The sequence below is a fragment of the Pseudomonas sp. GW821-FHT09H03 genome (genome assembly GCF_059415945.1).
Genome location: NZ_JBWKOF010000007.1, coordinates 34,598 through 54,362, shown reverse-complemented (window position 1 = coordinate 54,362; position 19,765 = coordinate 34,598). Strand labels below are relative to the sequence as shown.

Below are 19,765 nucleotides of genomic sequence, written 5' to 3'. Positions count from 1 at the left end.
GCAGTACAACCTCAATCAGGGTGCTTCAGTGATGTCTGAATATCAGCTGAATAAAAGTGGAACGAGCGCTCTTGGTCGCCGTCCCCGGCCTACAATTCGAACCTTTATATGGCTGCTGTAACGGCGGGGATACACAGCCAAGGTATTTACAAACAACCATGTACGTAAGTATATTCCTTAGCAAGCTACTTATCCACTCGGTAAACATTTTCAAACCTTCCACCTTTCTTGTGCGCACTTTGCGCGCCTGACCCGAGGATTTTCATGCAATTCAAGCCAGCTGTTACCGCTCTGGTCGCCGCCGTCGCCCTGGCATCGCTACTCAGCGGATGCAAAAAGGAAGAGGCAGCACCGGTCGCCCCACCCCCTCAGGTCGGCGTCGTGACTCTGCAACCGCAAGCCTTCACCCTGACATCCGAACTGCCAGGTCGTACCAGCGCGTTCCGCATCGCCGAAGTTCGCCCACAGGTCAACGGCATCATCCTCAAGCGCCTGTTCAAGGAAGGTGGCGACGTCAAAGCCGGCCAGCAGCTGTATCAGATCGACCCGTCTGTCTATGACGCTACATTGAAAAGCGCCGAAGCCAACCTGCGTTCGACCAAATCGATCTCCGACCGCTACAAGCAACTGGTCGACGAACAGGCCGTAAGCCGTCAGGAATACGACACCGCCGTGGCCAACCGCCTGCAATCGGAAGCCGCGCTGCAAACGGCGCAGATCAACGTGCGCTACACCAAGGTGTATGCGCCGTTGACCGGCCGTATCGGTCGCTCTTCAGTTACCGAAGGTGCGCTGGTCGCCAACGGTCAGACCGAAGCGATGGCAGTCATCCAGCAACTGGACCCGATCTACGTCGACGTTACCCAGTCTTCGGTCGAGCTGCTTCAACTGCGCCGCGAACTGGAAAGCGGTCGCCTGCAAAAAGCCGGCGACAATGCCGCGAAGGTCAAGCTGACCCTCGAAGACGGCAGCCAGTACCAACTTGACGGCAAGCTGGAGTTCTCCGAAGTCTCGGTTGACCAGACCACCGGCTCCGTTACCCTGCGCGCCGTGTTCCCGAACCCTGACCATACGCTTCTGCCGGGCATGTTCGTACACGCCCAGTTGCAGGCCGGTGTGAACAGCGCCGCCATCCTGGCCCCGCAGCAAGGCGTGACCCGCGACCTCAAAGGCACCCCGACCGCACTGGTCGTCGGTCCCGACAACAAGGTCCAACTGCGTCAGCTCAAGGCCAACCGCACTGTCGGCAACCAATGGCTGATCGAAGACGGCCTGAAGGCGGGCGATCGCCTGATTACCGAAGGGCTGCAATTCGTCCACCCTGGCATCGAAGTCAAGGCCAGTGAGGCGACTAACGTCAACGTAGGCGCAAAGAACCCGGCCCCCGTCCAGACAGCTGACAAAGCGTCCGGCGGCAAAGGGGAGTAACTCATGTCAAAATTCTTCATTGACCGTCCGATTTTCGCCTGGGTAATTGCCCTGGTGATCATGCTGGTCGGGGCACTATCGATCCTCAAACTGCCGATCAACCAATACCCGAGCATCGCGCCTCCGGCGATCGCCATCTCCGTGACCTACCCGGGCGCTTCTGCGCAAACCGTGCAGGACACCGTGGTGCAGGTGATCGAACAGCAACTCAACGGTATCGACCACCTGCGGTATGTGTCCTCGGAAAGTAACTCCGACGGCACCATGACCATCACCGCGACCTTCGAGCAAGGCACCAACTCCGATACCGCGCAGGTACAGGTCCAGAACAAGCTGAACCTGGCCACCCCGCTGCTGCCGCAAGAAGTGCAGCAGCAGGGTATCCGGGTGACCAAGGCAGTGAAGAACTTCCTGCTGGTGATCGGCGTGGTGTCGCGTGACGGCAGCATGACCAAGGACGACCTGTCCAACTACATCGTGTCGAACATGCAGGACCCGATCTCGCGGACAGCCGGTGTCGGTGACTTCCAGGTGTTCGGTTCCCAGTACGCCATGCGTATCTGGCTCGACCCGGCCAAGTTGAACAACTTCAACCTGACCCCGGTGGACGTCAAGACCGCCATCGCTGCGCAGAACGTCCAGGTATCGTCCGGCCAGCTCGGCGGCCTGCCCGCCCTGCCCGGCACACAGTTGAACGCCACGATCATCGGCAAGACCCGCCTGCAGACCGCCGAGCAATTCAATAAAATCCTGCTCAAGGTCAACAAGGATGGCTCCCAGGTTCGCCTGAAGGATGTCGCCGAGGTCGGCCTGGGTGGTGAAAACTACAGCATCAACGCCCAGTTCAACGGCGCTCCGGCTTCCGGCCTGGCAGTGAAACTGGCCACCGGCGCCAACGCCCTGGATACCGCCAAGGCGCTGCGCACGACGATCGACAGCCTCAAGCCGTTCTTCCCTGAAGGCATGGAAGTGGTATTCCCGTACGACACCACCCCGGTGGTGACCGAGTCGATCAAGGGTGTGGTTAACACGCTGGTCGAAGCGGTTGCGCTGGTGTTCCTGGTGATGTTCCTGTTCCTGCAGAACTTCCGCGCCACCATCATCACCACGATGACCGTGCCGGTGGTATTGCTGGGTACATTCGGGATCCTCGCGGCAGCCGGCTTCAGCATCAACACCCTGACCATGTTCGGTATGGTGCTCGCCATCGGCTTGCTGGTGGACGACGCCATCGTCGTGGTGGAAAACGTCGAACGGGTGATGAGCGAAGAAGGTCTGTCGCCCAAGGAAGCCACCAAGAAATCCATGGGCCAGATCCAGGGCGCCCTGGTGGGTATCGCCCTGGTGCTGTCGGCGGTTCTGCTGCCGATGGCGTTCTTCAGCGGCTCCACCGGCGTGATCTACAAGCAGTTCTCGATCACCATCGTCTCGGCCATGGCCCTGTCGGTACTGGTTGCACTGATCTTCACCCCGGCGCTCTGCGCCACCATGCTCAAGGCCATTCCGAAGGGCGAGCACCATACGCCCAAACGCGGTTTCTTTGGCTGGTTCAACCGCAACTTCGACCGCGGCGTCAAAAGCTACGAACGCGGTGTGGGCAGCATGCTCACGCACAAGGCCCCGTACCTGCTGGCCTACCTGCTCATCATCGTCGGCATGATCTGGCTGTTCACCCGTATCCCGACGGCGTTCCTGCCGGAAGAGGACCAGGGCGTACTGTTCGCCCAGGTGCAGACACCGGCCGGTTCGACGTCCCAGCGTACCCAGGTGGTCGTGGACGAGATGCGCGAATTCCTGTTGCGTCCGGGCAAGGATGGTGGTGAAGGTGATGCGGTGAACTCGGTGTTTACCGTGACCGGCTTCAACTTCGCCGGTCGTGGCCAGAGCTCGGGTATGGCGTTCATCATGCTGCGCCCGTGGGACGAACGTAACGCCGACAACAACGTGTTCAAGGTCGCGGCCCGTGCCCAGCAGCACTTCTTCACCTTCCGTGACGCCATGGTGTTTGCCTTCGCGCCACCGGCGGTACTGGAGTTGGGTAACGCCACCGGTTTCGACGTGTTCCTGCAGGACCGCGCCGGTATCGGGCACGCCAAGCTGATGGAAGCGCGCAACCAGTTCCTCGGTATGGCAGCGCAAAGCAAGATTCTCACTCAGGTCCGTCCGAACGGCCTGAGCGACGAACCGCAATTCCAACTGGAAATCGACGACGAGAAGGCCAGTGCCCTGGGCATTACCATCGCCGATATCAACAACACCCTGTCGATCGCCCTGGGCAGTAGCTACGTCAACGACTTCATCGACCGTGGTCGGGTGAAGAAGGTTTACGTGCAAGGTCAGCCGGGTTCACGCATGAGCCCCGAAGACCTCAACAAGTGGTACGTGCGCAACAGCGTCGGCACCATGGTTCCGTTCTCGGCGTTCGCCAAGGGCGAGTGGATCTACGGATCGCCGAAACTGGCCCGCTACAACGGCGTAGAGGCGATGGAAATCCTCGGCGCCCCGGCTCCGGGTTATTCCACCGGTGAAGCGATGGCCGAAGTTGAAGCCATTGCCGCCAAACTGCCGAAGGGTGTCGGTATTTCCTGGACCGGACTGTCCTATGAGGAACGGCTGTCCGGCTCGCAAGCACCGGCGCTGTACGCCCTGTCGCTGCTGATGGTGTTCCTGTGCCTGGCGGCGCTGTATGAAAGCTGGTCGATTCCGATTGCGGTGATGCTGGTGGTGCCGCTGGGGATCATTGGTGCACTGATGGCGACCAGCTTGCGTGGCCTGTCCAACGACGTGTACTTCCAGGTGGGCCTGTTGACGACCATCGGTCTGGCGGCGAAAAACGCCATTCTGATCGTCGAATTCGCCAAGGAACTGCACGAGCAAGGGCGCACCCTGCGCGACGCGGCGATCGAAGCCTGCCGCATGCGTCTGCGACCGATCATCATGACCTCGCTCGCGTTCGTTCTCGGTGTGGTACCACTGGCCATATCCACGGGCGCAGGTTCCGGTAGCCAGCATGCCATCGGCACCGGGGTGATTGGCGGTATGATCACGGCCACTGTTCTGGCGATTTTCTGGGTCCCGCTGTTCTTTGTCACCGTATCGTCCATTGGCCAGCGCAAGCAGGTCGACCAGGATGACGCTACTGAAACCCCTAAAGAGGCTGGCTAATGAGCAAGTCGCTACTCTCCCTGGCAGTCGCCGCCTTCGTGCTCGGTGGCTGCTCGCTGATACCTGATTATCAGCAGCCGCAAGCGCCGGTGACGGGCCAGTACCCGCAGGGCCCGGCGTATTCGCCGAACCAGGCGCCTGCCCAGGCTGCGGCGGAACAAGGCTGGAAGCAGTTTTTCCATGACCCGGCGCTGCAGCAACTGATCCAGGTTTCCCTGGAAAACAACCGCGACCTGCGTGTCGCGGCGCTGAACATCGACGCCTTCGCCGCGCAATATCGCATCTCCCGTGCCGATCTGTTCCCGGCGGTCTCGGCCAATGGCACTGGCAACCGCCAGCGTCTGCCGGCGGATGCCTCGCAGACCGGCGAAGCCGGCATCACCAGTTCCTACTCGGCCACTGTCGGCGTCAGCGCCTATGAACTTGACCTGTTCGGTCGGGTTCGCAGCCTGAATGAAGAAGCGCTGCAGCAGTACTTCGCCACTGAAGAAGGTCGGCGCAGCACGCAAATCAGCCTGGTGGCCAACGTCGCCAATGCCTACCTGACCTGGCAGGCCGACAAGGAACTGCTGAAGCTGACTCAGGACACCCTCGCCGCATTCGAAGAGAGCTACAAGCTCACTGCCCGAAGCAACGAAGTGGGCGTCGCCTCGGCGCTGGACCTGGCCCAGTCGCGCACCTCGGTTGAAAACGCCAGGGCGCAACTGGCCAAGTACACCCGCCAGGTCGCCCAGGATGAAAACAGCCTGGTACTGCTGCTCGGCACCGGCATCCCGGCCAATCTGCAGGCGGCCAAACCGCTGAACGACGACCTGCTGAGCGACGTTCCACCAGGTCTGCCATCGGACCTGCTGCAGCGTCGCCCGGACATCCTCCAGGCCGAGCATAACCTCAAGGCCGCCAACGCCAACATTGGCGCGGCGCGGGCAGCGTTTTTCCCGAGCATCAGCCTGACCGCCAATGCCGGAACCCTGAGCCCCGACCTGTCCGGTCTATTCAATGGCGGTTCCGGCACCTGGCTGTTCCAGCCGCAGATCAACCTGCCGATCTTCAACGCCGGCAGCCTGCGTGCCAGCCTGGATTACTCGAAAATCCAGAAAGACATCGGCGTGGCGAACTACGAGAAGTCCATCCAGACCGCCTTCCAGGAAGTCGCCGACGGCCTGGCCGCACGCCAGACCTACACCCAGCAGTTGCAGGCTCAGCGTGATTTCGTCAGCGCCAACCAGGATTACTACCGCCTGGCCGAGCGTCGCTACCGCATCGGCGTCGACAGCAACCTGACCTTCCTCGATGCCCAGCGCCAGCTGTTCAGTGCCCAACAGGTGCTGATCACCGACCGTCTGGCGCAACTGGTCAGCGCAGTCAATTTGTACAAGGCCCTCGGTGGTGGCTGGAACGAACAGACCGCGAAAAACGAGCCGGTGAAAGAAGAAGCGCCGAAGATGAAGTACTTCTGATAGCGCTGTGAAAACACAAAGCCCACCGATTGGTGGGCTTTTTGTTGGTTGCGGGAAAAGGAGAGTTGTTCTTTATGGCCCCATCGCCAGCAGGCTGGCTCCCACATTCGACCGCATTTTTTCTGCAAAAACCCGGTTACCTGTGGGAGCGAGCCTGCTCGCGATGGCATTCTTTGCGCGACATCAACGTTTGATGTACCGCCGCCATCGCGGGCAAGCCACACTCCCACAGGGTTCTTCAGTGAACACAACACTGGCATGACACCGCAAAACTGTGGGAGCGTGGCTTGCCCGCGATGACGTCAGTTCAGTCACCGAAAATCTCGGGGATCACTCCCGCGATTCAACCCCCAACTCATCCCACACCGACTCCGCCAGGTGGAACGTCGCGTTGGCCGCCGGGATGCCGCAGTAGATCGCGCTCTGCATGATCACTTCCTTGATCTCGCCGCGGCTGACGCCGTTGTTGGCGGCCGCGCGCAAATGAAGCTTGAGCTCACCTTCGCGATTCATGCCAATCAACATGGCGATGGTAATCAGGCTGCGGGTATGGCGCGGCAGGCCCGGGCGGGTCCAGATGTCACCCCAGGCGTGGCGGGTGATCATCTCCTGAAACTCCGAGTTGAACTCGGTCAGAGTCGTCAGACTGCGGTCAACGTGGGCATCGCCAAGTACCGCGCGGCGGACTTTCATACCCTCGTCGTAGCGTTGTTTCTCGTCCACGAAATACCCCTCAGTCAGCCAGCAAAAAAGCCAGTACCCGCTCGCTGAACGCGTCGCCGGCCTGGACGTTGGACAGGTGTGCAGCGTAGAACTCGGCGTATTCGGCGCCTGCTACGTGCTCCTGGATGAAGTGCCCACCGGACGGTGGCGTCACCGCATCTTCAGTACCGGCGATCACCAGCAACGGCACCTTGATCGAGGACAACTGATCGCGAAAATCGGCATCGCGTACGGCCGCGCAATTGGCGGCATAGCCTTCTGGCGAAGTGGCCGCGAGCATATCGGTAATGCGCTTGGCGGCCGCCGGATTCGCCTCGGAAAAGTCCGGGGTAAACCAGCGCGCGATCGACGCATCGCGCAAGGCGACCATGGCTGCCTGGCCATCACGCAGCACGGTTTCAATGCGCGGATTCCATATCGACGGATCGCCGATTTTCGCTGCGGTGTTGCACACCACCAATTTGTTCAGACGCTCGCCGGCGTTGATCCCCAGCCACTGGCCGATCAAACCGCCCATGGACAGACCGCAGAAATGTACGCGTTCGATGTGCAGCGCATCCAGCAGCGCCAAAACATCGTGGCCCAGTTGCTCGATGCTGTAAGGCCCCGGGGTTACCAGCGATTTTCCGTGACCGCGAGTGTCGATACGCAGCACACGGTAATGCTCGGTGAACGCGGCAGTTTGCGCGTCCCACATATGCAGGTCGGTACCCAGGGAGTTGGACAGCACCAGTACCGGCGCATCGACCGGTCCGTCGAATTGGTAGTGCAGTTCGCCCTCGGCGAGTTGTACAAAAGCCACAGCAATCTCCTTCAGGCAGTCAATGCAGAATGTTCGGCCACCGCTCGCTCGACCCAGGTTCTGGCCTGACCGAGATAATGTGCGGGGTCCAGCAGATGATCGAGTTCGACCGCCGACAATTCGGCAGTCACTTGCGGCTCGTCGCCGAGTACCGCGCGCAGATGACGTTGTTCGGCCACGGCGCGTTTGCAGCATTGTTCCAACAGATGATGCGCGGTGTCGCGCCCCACCCTTTGCGCAAGGACGATGCTCACCGCTTCGGCGAGCACCAGGCCCTGGGTCAAATCGAGGTTGCGGGCCATGCGTTCGGCGTCCACCTCCAGCCCGCCCGTCACCAGCAGCGCCTGCTTGAGGCTGCCGGATACCAGGCAACAAATCTCCGGCAGGGTTTCCCACTCGGCATGCCACAGGCCGAGGCTGCGCTCGTGCTCCTGGGGCATGGCGCTGAACAGGGTCGAGATCAGGCCCGGCACGCGCGTCGCCGCACCGATCAGCACCGCCGCGCCGACTGGATTGCGTTTATGCGGCATGGTTGAAGATCCGCCCTTGCCCGGCGCCGAAGGCTCAAACACTTCGCCGGCTTCGGTCTGCATCAACAGACTGATGTCGCGCCCGAGTTTGCCCAGGCTGCCGGCGATCAGCCCGAGTACCGATCCGAACTCCACCAAGCGATCTCGCTGGGTGTGCCAGGGTTGCTCGGGCAGCGTCAGTTTCAGCTCCTCGGCCAGCGCTTGCGCTATCGGCATCGCCTGCTTGCCGAGGGCCGCGAGGGTTCCAGAGGCGCCGCCAAATTGCAGCACCAGCAGACGCGGTTTGAGTTCCTGCAGTCGCTGACGGCTGCGGGTCACCGCGCCCAGCCAACCGGCGATTTTCATGCCGAGGGTGACCGGCGTCGCGTGCTGCAACCAGGTGCGTCCGGCCAGTGGCGTGGCCACGTAACGCTGAGCCTGGGTGGCCAGGGTTTGGCCCAGTTGGGCCAGATCGCTGTCGATCAACTCGAGTGCGCGGCGCAGTTGCAACACCAATCCGCTGTCCATCACATCCTGACTGGTGGCGCCCAGATGCACATAGCGCTCGGCTTCGGCATTGCTCGCGGCGATGTGCCTGCCCAGCGCCTTGACCAATGGGATCGCCGAATTACCGGCCGTGGCAATCGCCTCGCCGAGGGCCGAAAAATCGTAATGCCCGGCCTGGCAGGCCGCTTCGATCGGTGCCACCGCCGTGTGCGGAATCAGCCCGACCCGCGCCTGGGCCCTGGCCAGCGCCGCTTCAAAATCGAGCATGGCCTGAACCCGGCCCTGATCGCAAAACACGTCACGCATATCGCGAGCAGTGAAATAGGCATCGAACAATTGATTGCCCGGTCGCTGATTCATAAACAGTTCCTGCAGGCGCGGGCCGCTCGGGCCCGCGGGTATGGATCAAAGGTCGTGATGTAAATACTTCGCCTGCTTGGGCAGGCGCAGGCTGAACAGGAACGCTATGGCCATCATCACCGTCACGTACCAGTAGAAGGAGTTTTCCATGCCTACCGCTTTGAGGCTCAAGGCAACATACTCCGCCGAACCGCCGAAAATAGCATTCGCTACCGCATACGCCAGGCCGACACCCAGGGCGCGGACTTCAGGCGGAAACATCTCGGCTTTTACCAGGCCGCTGATCGAGGTGTAGAAACTGACGATCGCCAGCGCCACGGTAATCAGCACAAAGGCCAGGAACGGACTGCTGACACTTTTGAGGCTCAGCAGAATCGGCACGGTGCACAGTGTGCCGAGGGCGCCGAACCACAGCATCGAGTTGCGTCGACCGATCTTGTCCGCAAGCATGCCAAAAATCGGCTGCATGCACATATACAGGAACAGCGCGCCGGTCATGATGTAGCTGGCGGTCTTGGCGTGCATGCCAGCGGTGTTCACCAGGTATTTCTGCATGTAGGTGGTGAACGTATAGAAAATCAGCGAGCCACCGGCGGTGTAGCCAAGCACGGTAATGAACGCCGCCTTGTGGTCGCGAAACAGCGCACGGATGCTGCCGGCGTCCTTGTTTTCGCGCATTTCCTTGCTGGAGGTTTCTTTCAGCGAACGACGCAAGAACAACGAGATCAACGCCGCCACGGCACCGACCACAAATGGAATCCGCCAGCCGTAAGCGCGCAATTCATCTTCATTGAGGAATTGTTGCAGGATCACCACCAGCGACACCGCCAACAGTTGCCCGCCAATCAGCGTGACGTACTGGAACGAGGCGAAGAACCCTCGTTGGCCCTTGAGGGCGACTTCGCTCATGTAGGTGGCGGTAGTGCCGTACTCGCCGCCTACCGACAGACCTTGCAGCAGACGAGCAAACAGCAACATGATCGGTGCCCAGACGCCGATGTCCTTGTAGGTCGGCAGGCAAGCGATGAGCAACGAGCCGAAGCACATCATCAGAATTGAAATCAGCATCGAATTCTTGCGCCCGTGCTTGTCCGCAACACGACCGAAGATCCAGCCGCCAATCGGGCGCATCAGGAACCCGGCGGCGAATACGCCGGCGGTGTTGACCAGTTGTACCGTGGGGTTGTCGGACGGGAAAAAAGCCGGGGCGAAATAGATCGCGCAAAAGGCGTAGACGTAAAAGTCGAACCATTCGACCAGGTTGCCGGACGAGGCGCCGACAATCGCGAAGATCCGCTTGCTGCGTTCTTCGCCCGTGTAGAGAGCTGGAGTAGCGGTGGGAGTAGTCATTGTTTACTTTCTCAATGGGGACCGTGAGAGTCTAGACACACTTTGCAACAGTCCCGTTCCGCAGCACTGAAACATCAAAAGATGCAGCCTGCGGCAGCGCCTACATGGGTACGGCATTCACCCTGTAGGAGCTGCCGCAGGCTGCGATCTTTTGATCTTGACCTTGATAATCCGCCATCAGAGCTCGTCAGACGCGCTCGATAGCCAAAGCCAGACCTTGGCCGACGCCGACGCACATGGTCGCCAGACCTTTCTTGCCACCGGTTTTTTCCAGCTGATGCAACGCCGTCAGTACCAGCCGTGCACCGCTCATGCCCAACGGGTGTCCCAAGGCAATCGCGCCACCGTTCGGGTTGACCTGAGGTGCGTCGTCCGCCAGACCCAATTCCCGCAGCACCGCCAAGCCCTGGCTGGCGAAGGCTTCATTGAGCTCGATCACGTCGAAGTCGCTGACCGCCAGACCGAGGCGCTCGGTCAGTTTGCGCACGGCCGGCACCGGACCGATGCCCATGACTCGCGGAGCCACACCGGCACTGGACATGCCCAACACTTTGGCACGAGCAGTCAGACCGTGTTTCTTCACGGCTTCAGCCGAAGCCAGGATCAACGCGGCAGCACCGTCGTTGACACCCGAGGCATTGCCCGCCGTAACGGTTTTGTCCGGGCCGTTGACCGGCTTCAGCCTGGTCAGGGCTTCGAGGGTGGTGTCGGCGCGCGGATGTTCATCCTGGCTGACCACGGTTTCACCCTTCTTGTGGGCAATGCGCACTTCGACGATTTCTTCGGCGAAGAATCCGGCGGCTTGTGCGACGGCAGTGCGCTGCTGACTGCGCAGGGCGAAAGCGTCCTGATCCTCGCGAGAAACTTCGTAGTCATCGGCGACGTTGTCAGCGGTCTGCGGCATTGCGTCGACGCCGTACTGGGCCTTCATCAGCGGGTTGATAAAACGCCAGCCAATGGTGGTGTCTTCAAGCTTCATGTTGCGCGAGAACGCAGCATCAGCCTTGCCCATCACGAACGGCGCACGGGACATCGACTCGACGCCACCGGCGATCGCCAGCTCCATTTCGCCGCTGGCAATGGCGCGGAACGCGGTGCCGATAGCGTCCATGCCCGAAGCGCAGAGGCGATTGAGGGTCACGCCCGGAATAGTGTCCGGCAGCCCCGCCAACAGCAGCGCCATGCGCGCCACGTTGCGGTTGTCTTCACCGGCCTGGTTGGCGCAGCCGAGGAACACCTCGTCCACTGCACTCCAGTCCACCGACGGGTTGCGCTCCATCAGTGCCTTGATCGGCACGGCGGCCAGGTCATCGGCGCGAACCGTCGACAAACCACCGCCGAAACGGCCGATGGGGGTACGAATCGCGTCGCAGATATAAACGTCACGCATCACGCTTCTCCGGGGGCTTGACCGTGGGCGGCCGCGGTGCGGGCTTCCAGATCACGCAATGCTGTCAGCTCAACGATGGTCGGCTCAGCGGTTTGTTCAACGCTGTCAGCAAAACGAATGGCCCAACCGGTGGCGGCTACCACTTGCTCGCGGGTCACGCCCGGGTGCAGCGCGGTGACCACGAACTCATGGGTGCCCTCCTCCGGTTCCATGATGCACAGGTCGGTAATGATGCCGACCGGACCCGCGCCCGGCAGGCCGAGACGCTTGCGCGAATCGCCGCCCTCGCCATGACCGACCGAGGTAATGAAATCGAGCTTGTCGACAAATGAACGCGCCGACTGCTTGAGGATAATCAGTACGCTCTTGGCGGAACCGGCAATCTCCGGCGCGCCACCGGCACCCGGCAGGCGGACCTTCGGCGAGTGGTAGTCACCCACCACCGTGGTATTGATGTTGCCGAAACGGTCGACCTGCGCAGCACCCAGGAAGCCAACGTCAATGCGACCGCCCTGCAGCCAGTAGCGAAAAATCTCACCGGTCGGAACCACGGTGTCAGCGGTTTCCGCCAACTCACCGTCACCGATCGACAGCGGCAGTACGCTCGGCTTGGCACCAATCGGACCCGATTCGTAGATCAGGACTACGTCCGGCGAAGAAGTCAGCCGCGCCAGGTTGGCCGCTTTCGACGGCAGGCCGATACCCACGAAACACACCGAACCGTTCTTCAAACGGCGAGCGGCGGCGACGGTCATCATTTCATTGGTGGTGTAAGTCATTACTTCGCCTCCGAAGCGGCGGCCAGTTTGGCCTGGAACTCGCTGAAGTCAGCGCTGCCATGGATGAACTCGTTGATCCACGCGGTGAAGGTTTCACGATCGCGGGCAATCGGGTCCCAGGCCTGATAGAAGCGGTTGTCACGTTCGGTGTAACCGTGTGCGTAGGACGGATGCGCGCCACCTGGCACATGGCAGACCGCGCTCAACGCCCAGGTCGGCAATACGCAAGCATTCATCGGCGCATTGAGGTCGTCGACGATTTCTTCAACGGTGACGATGCAGCGCTTGGCAGCCAGGGCAGCTTCTTTCTGCACGCCGAGAATGCCCCAGAGCAACACGTTGCCTTTACGATCAGCTTTCTGCGCGTGAATCACGGTGATATCCGGGCGAACCGAAGGCACGGCGGCCAGCACTTCACCGGTGAACGGGCAAGTAACGGTTTTGATCAGCGGGTTGACCTTCGGCAAATCGGAACCGGCGTAGGCACGCAATACCGCGAACGGCAAACCGGAAGCGCCAGCGACGTAGGCGTTGGCCAGGTCGGCATGGCTGTGTTCTTCGATTTCCAGCGCGTGCGGCCACTGCTTTTCCACTGCATCACGCAGACGGTGCAGCGAACCGACACCCGGGTTGCCACCCCAGGAGAAAATCAGTTTTCGGGCACAGCCAGCACCGATCAACTGGTCGTAGATCAGGTCAGGGGTCATGCGTACCAGCGTCAGGTCTTTCTTGCCCTGGCGAATGATTTCGTGGCCCGCAGCTGTCGGGATCAGGTGAGTGAAGCCTTCGAGCGCGACGGTATCGCCGTCGTTTACGAATTGCTTCACCGCGTCGTGCAGCGAAAGGATTTCAGCCATGGGGCAGGCTCCCGTTGTTATTAACTGCCAGTCGAAGAAAAAGGCGCGATGCGCGCTCCGGAATGCCTGAAGGTTAAGCTTCTGAAAAAGCGCAAACAATCCGATAATCGACTAACCGTTCGATAATCGAACAAATTGTTGTTTGGCTATCGATCCTTTGAATAGCATCGCGGGCAAGCCCGCTCCCACAGGTTGACGCGTAATCCTTGTGGGAGCGGGCTTGCCCGCGAAGAGGCCATCAAAATCACTAGAGATAGCGGATTAGAACATCAGGTCGCATCCGCATGACTGACCATGCCCTTGATGACCACCGCAGTAGTCGCCAGCGCCGCCGGAATCACCAGTGCCGTAAGCACTTGCTCGAAGTTCCAGCCCAGGCCCAACAACGTCGCGCCCATCCAGGCGCCAAGGATTGCACCAAAGCGGCCGATCCCGAGCATCCACGACACCCCGGTGGCGCGTCCCTGGGTCGGATAGAATCGCGCCGCCAGCGACGGCATGGCCGATTGCGCGCCGTTGACACACATTCCGGCCACCAGCACCAGGGTCGCCAACAGTGTGATATTGCCCAGGCTCTGCCCTACCGCGTAGGCAAATACCCCGGCCAACAAGTAGAAACAGCCGATGACCTTGTGCGGATTGAACCGGTCCATCGCCCAACCCACACCCACCGCGCTCAATACACCGCCGAACTGGAACAGCGCGCCGATGAACGCCGACTGCTCCATGCTCGCGCCGCTGTCACGCATCAGGGTCGGCAACCAACTGGTCAACAGATAAACGATCACCAGGCCCATGAAGTAAGTCAGCCATAGCAACAAGGTGCCGACGCTATAGGTGCCGGAAAAGATCACCGCAAACACATTGCGCGCCTTCACGGTTTTCTGTTCCGGCACGCTGAAGCTCGATGCCTGGGCCACTACCTTCGGATCTATTGGCGCCAGCGCCTTGCGCACTTTGTCCGTACCGCGGTTGCGCACAACCAGATAACGCGCCGACTCCGGCAGCCAGAGCAGCAAAATGAAAGCCAGGATCAGCGGCAGGACCCCGCCGATCAGTAGCAGACTGTGCCAGCCGAACGCCGGTATGAGTTTGGCCGAAATGAATCCACCACCGGCCATACCCAGGTTGAAGCCGCAGAACATGCTGGTCACCAGCAGGGATTTCTTGCGCTCCGGGGTGTACTCCGACAGCAGGGTCGTGGCGTTTGGCATACCGGCGCCCAGCCCAAGGCCGGTGAGGAAGCGCAACACCAACAACTGTTCGACGTTAGTGCTATAGGCCGAAGCCAGGCTGAAAGCACCAAACAGCAGCACTGCCCCGACCAGTACCAGTTTTCGCCCGAAGCGGTCCGCCAGCGGGCCCGAGCCCAATGCGCCGAAGACCATGCCGATCAAGGCTGCACTCATCACCGGCCCGAGGCTGGCGCGGTCTATGCCCCAGTCCTGGGACAAGGCCGGCGCAATGAAACCCATGGCGGCAGTGTCGAGGCCATCGAGAAAGACAATCAGGAAACACAGGATTACCACTCGCCACTGGTAGCGCGAGATGGGCTGGGCATTGATGAAAGACTGCACGTCGAGGCAGTTTCCAACAGCAGACTGAGGCTGGTTCATTGTTTTTATTCCACGGATCGCGGTCGAACGGGTGCCAACCGAAGCTGGCGCTGCCGCGACATTAATGAGCCAGAGGAAATAGCGTCAATTCGATAAACGCAACTGCGTGCGATTATCGAACAGCTTAGGCGAACAGTTGAGCGCTGAGTTCACGGCTGGCACTCAACAGGCCAGGCAGGAAACGTTGCTCCAGTTCATTTCGACTGACCCGACCGGCATGGGTACTGACATTGAGGGCGGCAACTACCTGGCCCGATGTGTCGTACACCGGGACGGCAATCGACCGCAGCCCCTGCTCAAGCTCCTGATCGACGATGCACCAGCCCTGCTGCCGTACCTCTTGCAGGCATTCGAGCAACGCCTCGGGGGTATGGATGGTGCGGCTGGTCTTGGCTTGCAGTTCGGCATGATCGAGGTATTCGCCCAGGGACGTGTCATCCAGTGCGGCAAGCAGGATCCGCCCCATCGACGTGCAGTAGGCCGGCAAGCGCCCACCTACCGACAAGTCCACGGAAATCAGGCGCTGGGTGGTCGCCGACCGGGCGATGTACAAAATATCGTCACCCTCCAGGGTGGCCATGTTGCAGGCCTCATGGAGTTGTTCGCTCATGCGGTCCAGATAAGGCTGGGCGGATACTGCCAGCGGAGTCGAAGACACATAGGCATGGCCGAGAGTGAGCACTTTGGGCAACAACGAGTAGGTGCGGCCGTCGGTGGTGGCGTAACCGAGCTTGATCAAGGTGTGTAGGCAACGTCGCACCGCGGCACGGGGGATTTCCGTACGATGGCTGATCTGCGCGATGGTCAGGTGGCGCTTGCGCTCCTGAAACGCTTGCACTACCGCCAGGCCCCGGGCCAGCGACGTCATGAAGTCGGGGTCGCCGGTGAGCGCTTGAATCCGCTTGGCTGGCGAAGCAACGATGGGTGGAGCCACTGAAGTGAAGGAGTTACGCATTTGATCGTTCATACCAGGTACTTTCCCATTCGAATCAGCGGCCATTACAAGAGTCTGATGCCCGCCCCTGCAAGTCTGCCCCGGCCATAATTGGGCGATTATCGAACCACCGTCCGATAATCGCATTCTGCCATTTACAAGGGCCCGGTGCGACACGCCCGGCAGCCTTCTTACAATTTTTCACAACGGTGCGGAAAAAATTAATCGGATGATCAAGCTTTCGTAACTTGTTCGACTTAATGGCGTCAGAAACGCATCGCCAGAAGTAGAAATCCCCCGCTGGGCTAGTTAGCCGATAGTTGCCAGCAGACACAGGCTCACACATCATGATTGACTTTTAACTCGTCAGAGATAGTGTTCTTCAAATCGGACGCTATAATAGAACTCAGGAACGATTCGGTTTTTTACATGCCGAATACGTTATCCGGCAGCAGGATGTTCCATCGCTGCTGCCCCCCGGCAAGCGCCTGACACTCACTGTACAAGTTTTGCCAGTGCGTTCGCTGAAACAGGAATCTGACGCTGCGTCAGCTATTTATCTCTGGTGCCGTAGCCGCCTGCGACATGGAAGTATTGCTCACACTGTCGTTAAACCGATGCCCTGAAGGGCGTTGTCGTATCGATGAGCGTGGTCAATGCATTGGATGCAGCGCGTTTCACCAGAATCATCTCAACTCAATCAGGTAGCACTGTGACGAAAGACGAACTGCGCGCGGAACTTGAGCGCCAGGAACAACGTTACAAGGAAGTTTACGGCGGAGAAGTCACCACTTACGCCGCTCAGCCCGAACCGGAGCGCAAACCCTGGCGTAAACGCGCCACCGTTCAGGACCAGGCATTCACTCAAGAATTGCAAAAAATGGAAAAGGAACTCAAAGCCGAAGAGCCATGATCTCTTGGGCCTGATCCTTAAAAGGGCAGCCTCTGCGCTCGTTAAAAGCGGGATGTATCGACGTTGCCTTTCGCGCCCGCTACGAGCGGGCGGTGGTCTCTTGCTGCGCCAGATCAAACAAAATGCTGATATCTGACTGCCTTCTCAGATATTTCATACAAGCATTGATGCCCCCGCGTCAGCGCCTAAAAAACCCGGTTTCAGACGCTTTTTTTAATTAAATCAAAGCGTTGAAAACCAGGGCAAACCCCTTTGCCTTGGGGCTCATCTGCAAAAAAAATCGTTGATGGATGTTACCGATGAGCAGCTAGTGCATCGATTTGCAGTCTTTTCTGGCATAATCGCGCCCCCTTATGACCGGGTCAGAAAACCTTCATGATCGATTTATTCAGCGGACTGGATGCTTGGGTGCTTGTGAGCCTCTTGCTCGCCCTGGCCTTTGTCCTCGCCTTCGAGTTCATCAACGGCTTTCATGACACCGCAAACGCGGTGGCAACTGTTATCTACACCAAAGCCATGCCGCCTCATCTGGCGGTGTTCTTTTCCGGTGTGTTCAACTTCCTCGGCGTGCTGCTGGGCGGGGTCGGCGTGGCGTATGCCATCGTCCACCTGTTGCCGGTAGAGCTGCTGATCAATGTGAATACCGGACACGGGCTGGCCATGGTGTTCTCGTTGCTCGCCGCCGCCATCGCCTGGAACCTGGGCACCTGGTACTTCGGTATCCCGGCTTCCAGCTCGCACACCCTGATCGGTTCGATCCTCGGTGTCGGCCTGGCCAACGCCCTGATCAACGACATTCCGTTGGCCGATGGTGTGAACTGGCAGAAAGCGATCGATATCGGCGCCTCGCTGGTGTTCTCGCCAATGGCCGGCTTCCTCATCGCGGCCCTGGTGCTGATTGCGTTGAAATGGTGGCGTCCGCTGTCGAAGATGCACAAGACACCGGAACAACGCCGCAAGATCGACGACAAAAAGCATCCGCCATTCTGGAACCGCCTGGTCCTGGTGATTTCGGCAATGGCCGTGAGCTTTGTGCACGGTTCCAACGATGGCCAGAAAGGTATCGGCCTGATCATGCTGGTGTTGATCGGTATCGTACCGGCACAGTTCGTACTCGACCTGAACAGCACTACTTATCAGATCGAGCGGACTCGCGACGCTACCCTGCATCTGAGCCAGTTCTATAAGCGTAATGAGGCAACCCTGGGTGAATTCCTCGCCTTGGGCAAAAGTGTGGAAGGCGATCTGCCGGAGAAGTTCCGCTGCAACCCGAAACAGACTGAGCCGACCATCGCCGCTTTGCTCGGCACCCTCAAGGGTGTAGCCGACTACCACTCGATGCCGGCGGAAAGCCGCATCGAGGTGCGTCGTTACCTGCTCTGCCTGGACGACACGGCGAAAAAAGTCAGCAAGTTGCCTGAACTTTCGGCCCGGGAAAAGGCTGACCTGGACAAGCTGCGCAAAGACCTGACCACCACCACCGAATACGCTCCGTTCTGGGTGATTCTGGCGGTTGCCCTGGCCCTGGGCCTGGGCACCATGGTGGGCTGGAAGCGAGTCGTGCTGACCATCGGCGAGAAGATCGGCAAGCAAGGCATGACTTACTCCCAGGGCATGTCGGCACAGATCACCACCGCCACCCTGATCGGCATGGCCAACATCTTCAGCCTGCCAGTATCGACTACCCACGTGCTGTCCTCGGGCGTGGCCGGCACCATGGTCGCCAACAAGAGCGGCCTGCAAGGCGGTACCGTCAAGACGATCCTGCTGGCCTGGGTATTGACCCTGCCGGCTACCGTGGCCTTGTCCGCCGGATTGTTCTGGCTGGCGTCGAAGGCATTGGGTAGCTGATTCATCGCTGCAATGAAAAAGGCGCGCTCCGCAAGGACCGCGCCTTTTTTATTGTCATTTTCCTGTTGCAGTAGCCGGCTTGCGGACGTTAGCGCTTGCAAGATTGTCATCGCCGGCAAGCCGGCTCCTGCAAAGAATCGTCGACTGCAAATAACAGGCAAAAAAAAAGGCAACCGAAGTTGCCCAAAATGCCTTGCGTGCCCATTACATCCAGAAAGGCTGGCGGTTATTTCCGCTTTTGCGAATCTTTCCAGATAAACAATCCGAATCCTGCAAAAAATACAAACATGAGGCTGACAGTCAGCACTCCGGCGAACACAACGTTGTCGAAAAACATGACTCGTCTCCTGCATCTGCCTTGTTGCGATGGAGCTAAGTTAAACAATCAGGCAGGAGAAAATATTGACCGGGATCAATGTCGGCCATAACAGGGAAGGAGGAAGGGAAAAGTTTGACCCGCATCAATAAATGCGGGGGGATTTCAGCGTTTTTTCGGTTTGTTTTTCGGCTTTTTCTTCGCCTTGCCCAGCGGCATGGCCTGTTCGAACGCCTGGCGTACTTCATTGAGCCGCTTTTCGTTGAGGTCATGAACACGTTTGGCGCGTTCAGCATTGAGGTCGATCAGCTTGTCGTCTTGGCTCATGGCAATCTGTGCATCACAAGAGATGAAATTCAGCCAGCACGTTGTCCGGCAGCTATAGCCCAATAATGCGGTCTGACGGCAGCGCTGACCAGCCGTGTGATCAAATCTCGATATCGACCCACAACCCCTGACGTGGCTGCTCCTCCATCAGGGGGGCCACGGGCACGGTGTTGTCAGCATTGAGCTCGTCGCCGGGAATCGCCAGATACGCCTCGGGATCTTCGTCGGCTTCTCGACGGCGCCGTTCCTGCTCTTGCTTGCGGCGCTGCTCCTCACGCAGAAGTAACGCGGCCTCTTCTGGATCGCGCTTTTGCAGGTTAATCGTGCTGTCACTGGAGCTTTCCTGCGCCGGTACCACCGGAGGAATGTCCGGACGCTGGCGGATCGGGTCATGTTGCGAGGTGATCGGCACGGCACTCAAAGGCAGCATCGGTAGCAGCATGGTTATCAGTCTCCTGTCAGCAGGCTGTCGGCTGCG

General features: G+C 59.6%; 17 protein-coding genes. 5 read left to right on the top strand and 12 right to left on the bottom strand.

Features of this window, described 5'->3' with window-relative positions:
* Positions 1-264 precede the first annotated feature (264 nt).
* Genes emhA through emhC form a run of 3 tightly spaced genes read left to right on the top strand, consistent with a single transcriptional unit; the run spans position 265 to position 6,053 of the window.
* Complete coding sequence (gene emhA, locus AC07OG_RS11575; protein ID WP_495067087.1) at positions 265-1,428, top strand: efflux RND transporter periplasmic adaptor subunit EmhA; 1,164 nt, start codon at positions 265-267, stop codon at positions 1,426-1,428.
* A gap of 3 nt (positions 1,429-1,431) precedes the next feature.
* On the top strand, positions 1,432-4,593 hold the full coding sequence (gene emhB, locus AC07OG_RS11570) for an efflux RND transporter permease subunit EmhB (protein ID WP_495067086.1): 3,162 nt from the start codon (positions 1,432-1,434) through the stop codon (positions 4,591-4,593).
* Positions 4,593-6,053 carry an efflux RND transporter outer membrane subunit EmhC gene (emhC, locus tag AC07OG_RS11565; protein ID WP_060541135.1) on the top strand — a complete coding sequence of 487 codons (1,461 nt, stop codon included), beginning with the start codon at positions 4,593-4,595 and terminating at the stop codon, positions 6,051-6,053. Before emhB ends, emhC begins: the two co-directional genes overlap by 1 nt.
* A gap of 330 nt (positions 6,054-6,383) precedes the next feature.
* On the opposite strand, the gene pcaC is transcribed toward emhC, so the two are convergent.
* From pcaC to pcaR, 9 genes are all read right to left on the bottom strand, one after another.
* On the bottom strand, positions 6,384-6,776 hold the full coding sequence (gene pcaC, locus AC07OG_RS11560) for a 4-carboxymuconolactone decarboxylase (protein ID WP_007976697.1): 393 nt from the start codon (positions 6,774-6,776) through the stop codon (positions 6,384-6,386).
* 10 nt (positions 6,777-6,786) lie between these two features.
* The gene (gene pcaD / locus AC07OG_RS11555; RefSeq protein WP_495067085.1) at positions 6,787-7,578 is read right to left on the bottom strand and encodes a 3-oxoadipate enol-lactonase; all 792 of its coding nucleotides are present in this window, start codon (positions 7,576-7,578) and stop codon (positions 6,787-6,789) included.
* An 11-nt stretch (positions 7,579-7,589) separates the two neighbouring features.
* Positions 7,590-8,954, bottom strand: coding sequence for a 3-carboxy-cis,cis-muconate cycloisomerase (locus AC07OG_RS11550; RefSeq protein WP_495067084.1), 1,365 nt, complete (start codon positions 8,952-8,954; stop codon positions 7,590-7,592).
* A gap of 45 nt (positions 8,955-8,999) precedes the next feature.
* Positions 9,000-10,304 carry an MFS family transporter gene (locus tag AC07OG_RS11545; RefSeq protein ID WP_060541132.1) on the bottom strand — a complete coding sequence of 435 codons (1,305 nt, stop codon included), beginning with the start codon at positions 10,302-10,304 and terminating at the stop codon, positions 9,000-9,002.
* Positions 10,305-10,491: 187 nt separating this feature from the next.
* Complete coding sequence (gene pcaF / locus AC07OG_RS11540) at positions 10,492-11,697, bottom strand: 3-oxoadipyl-CoA thiolase (protein WP_495067083.1); 1,206 nt, start codon at positions 11,695-11,697, stop codon at positions 10,492-10,494.
* Positions 11,694-12,473 (bottom strand): CoA-transferase subunit beta, encoded by a 780-nt coding sequence (locus tag AC07OG_RS11535; protein ID WP_060541130.1) that lies wholly within the window; start codon positions 12,471-12,473, stop codon positions 11,694-11,696. Before AC07OG_RS11535 ends, pcaF begins: the two co-directional genes overlap by 4 nt.
* The gene (locus tag AC07OG_RS11530) at positions 12,473-13,330 is read right to left on the bottom strand and encodes a CoA transferase subunit A (RefSeq protein ID WP_495067082.1); all 858 of its coding nucleotides are present in this window, start codon (positions 13,328-13,330) and stop codon (positions 12,473-12,475) included. The genes AC07OG_RS11535 and AC07OG_RS11530 overlap by 1 nt, the downstream gene beginning before the upstream one ends.
* Before the next feature lie 269 nt (positions 13,331-13,599).
* Positions 13,600-14,946 carry a 4-hydroxybenzoate transporter PcaK gene (pcaK, locus tag AC07OG_RS11525; protein WP_495067081.1) on the bottom strand — a complete coding sequence of 449 codons (1,347 nt, stop codon included), beginning with the start codon at positions 14,944-14,946 and terminating at the stop codon, positions 13,600-13,602.
* 124 nt (positions 14,947-15,070) lie between these two features.
* On the bottom strand, positions 15,071-15,913 hold the full coding sequence (pcaR, locus tag AC07OG_RS11520; protein WP_060541127.1) for a pca regulon transcriptional regulator PcaR: 843 nt from the start codon (positions 15,911-15,913) through the stop codon (positions 15,071-15,073).
* A gap of 679 nt (positions 15,914-16,592) precedes the next feature.
* On the opposite strand from pcaR, the gene AC07OG_RS11515 reads away from it, so the two are divergent.
* Together AC07OG_RS11515 and AC07OG_RS11510 are read left to right on the top strand one after the other, a co-directional pair.
* A complete protein-coding gene (locus AC07OG_RS11515; protein ID WP_007935837.1) occupies positions 16,593-16,793 on the top strand; it encodes a hypothetical protein in 201 nt (66 codons plus the stop codon).
* A 375-nt stretch (positions 16,794-17,168) separates the two neighbouring features.
* The gene (locus tag AC07OG_RS11510; RefSeq protein ID WP_495067080.1) at positions 17,169-18,644 is read left to right on the top strand and encodes an inorganic phosphate transporter; all 1,476 of its coding nucleotides are present in this window, start codon (positions 17,169-17,171) and stop codon (positions 18,642-18,644) included.
* 226 nt (positions 18,645-18,870) lie between these two features.
* Here the strand turns inward: AC07OG_RS11510 and ccoM are convergent, their stop codons facing one another.
* The 3 genes from ccoM to AC07OG_RS11495 all read right to left on the bottom strand — a co-directional run bounded on the left by ccoM (position 18,871) and on the right by AC07OG_RS11495 (position 19,729).
* A complete protein-coding gene (gene ccoM / locus AC07OG_RS11505) occupies positions 18,871-18,981 on the bottom strand; it encodes a cytochrome c oxidase subunit CcoM (protein ID WP_060541125.1) in 111 nt (36 codons plus the stop codon).
* Positions 18,982-19,125: 144 nt separating this feature from the next.
* A complete protein-coding gene (locus tag AC07OG_RS11500; protein WP_008074569.1) occupies positions 19,126-19,287 on the bottom strand; it encodes a hypothetical protein in 162 nt (53 codons plus the stop codon).
* 100 nt (positions 19,288-19,387) lie between these two features.
* Positions 19,388-19,729 carry a hypothetical protein gene (locus tag AC07OG_RS11495; RefSeq protein WP_060541124.1) on the bottom strand — a complete coding sequence of 114 codons (342 nt, stop codon included), beginning with the start codon at positions 19,727-19,729 and terminating at the stop codon, positions 19,388-19,390.
* Positions 19,730-19,765: the final 36 nt, after the last annotated feature.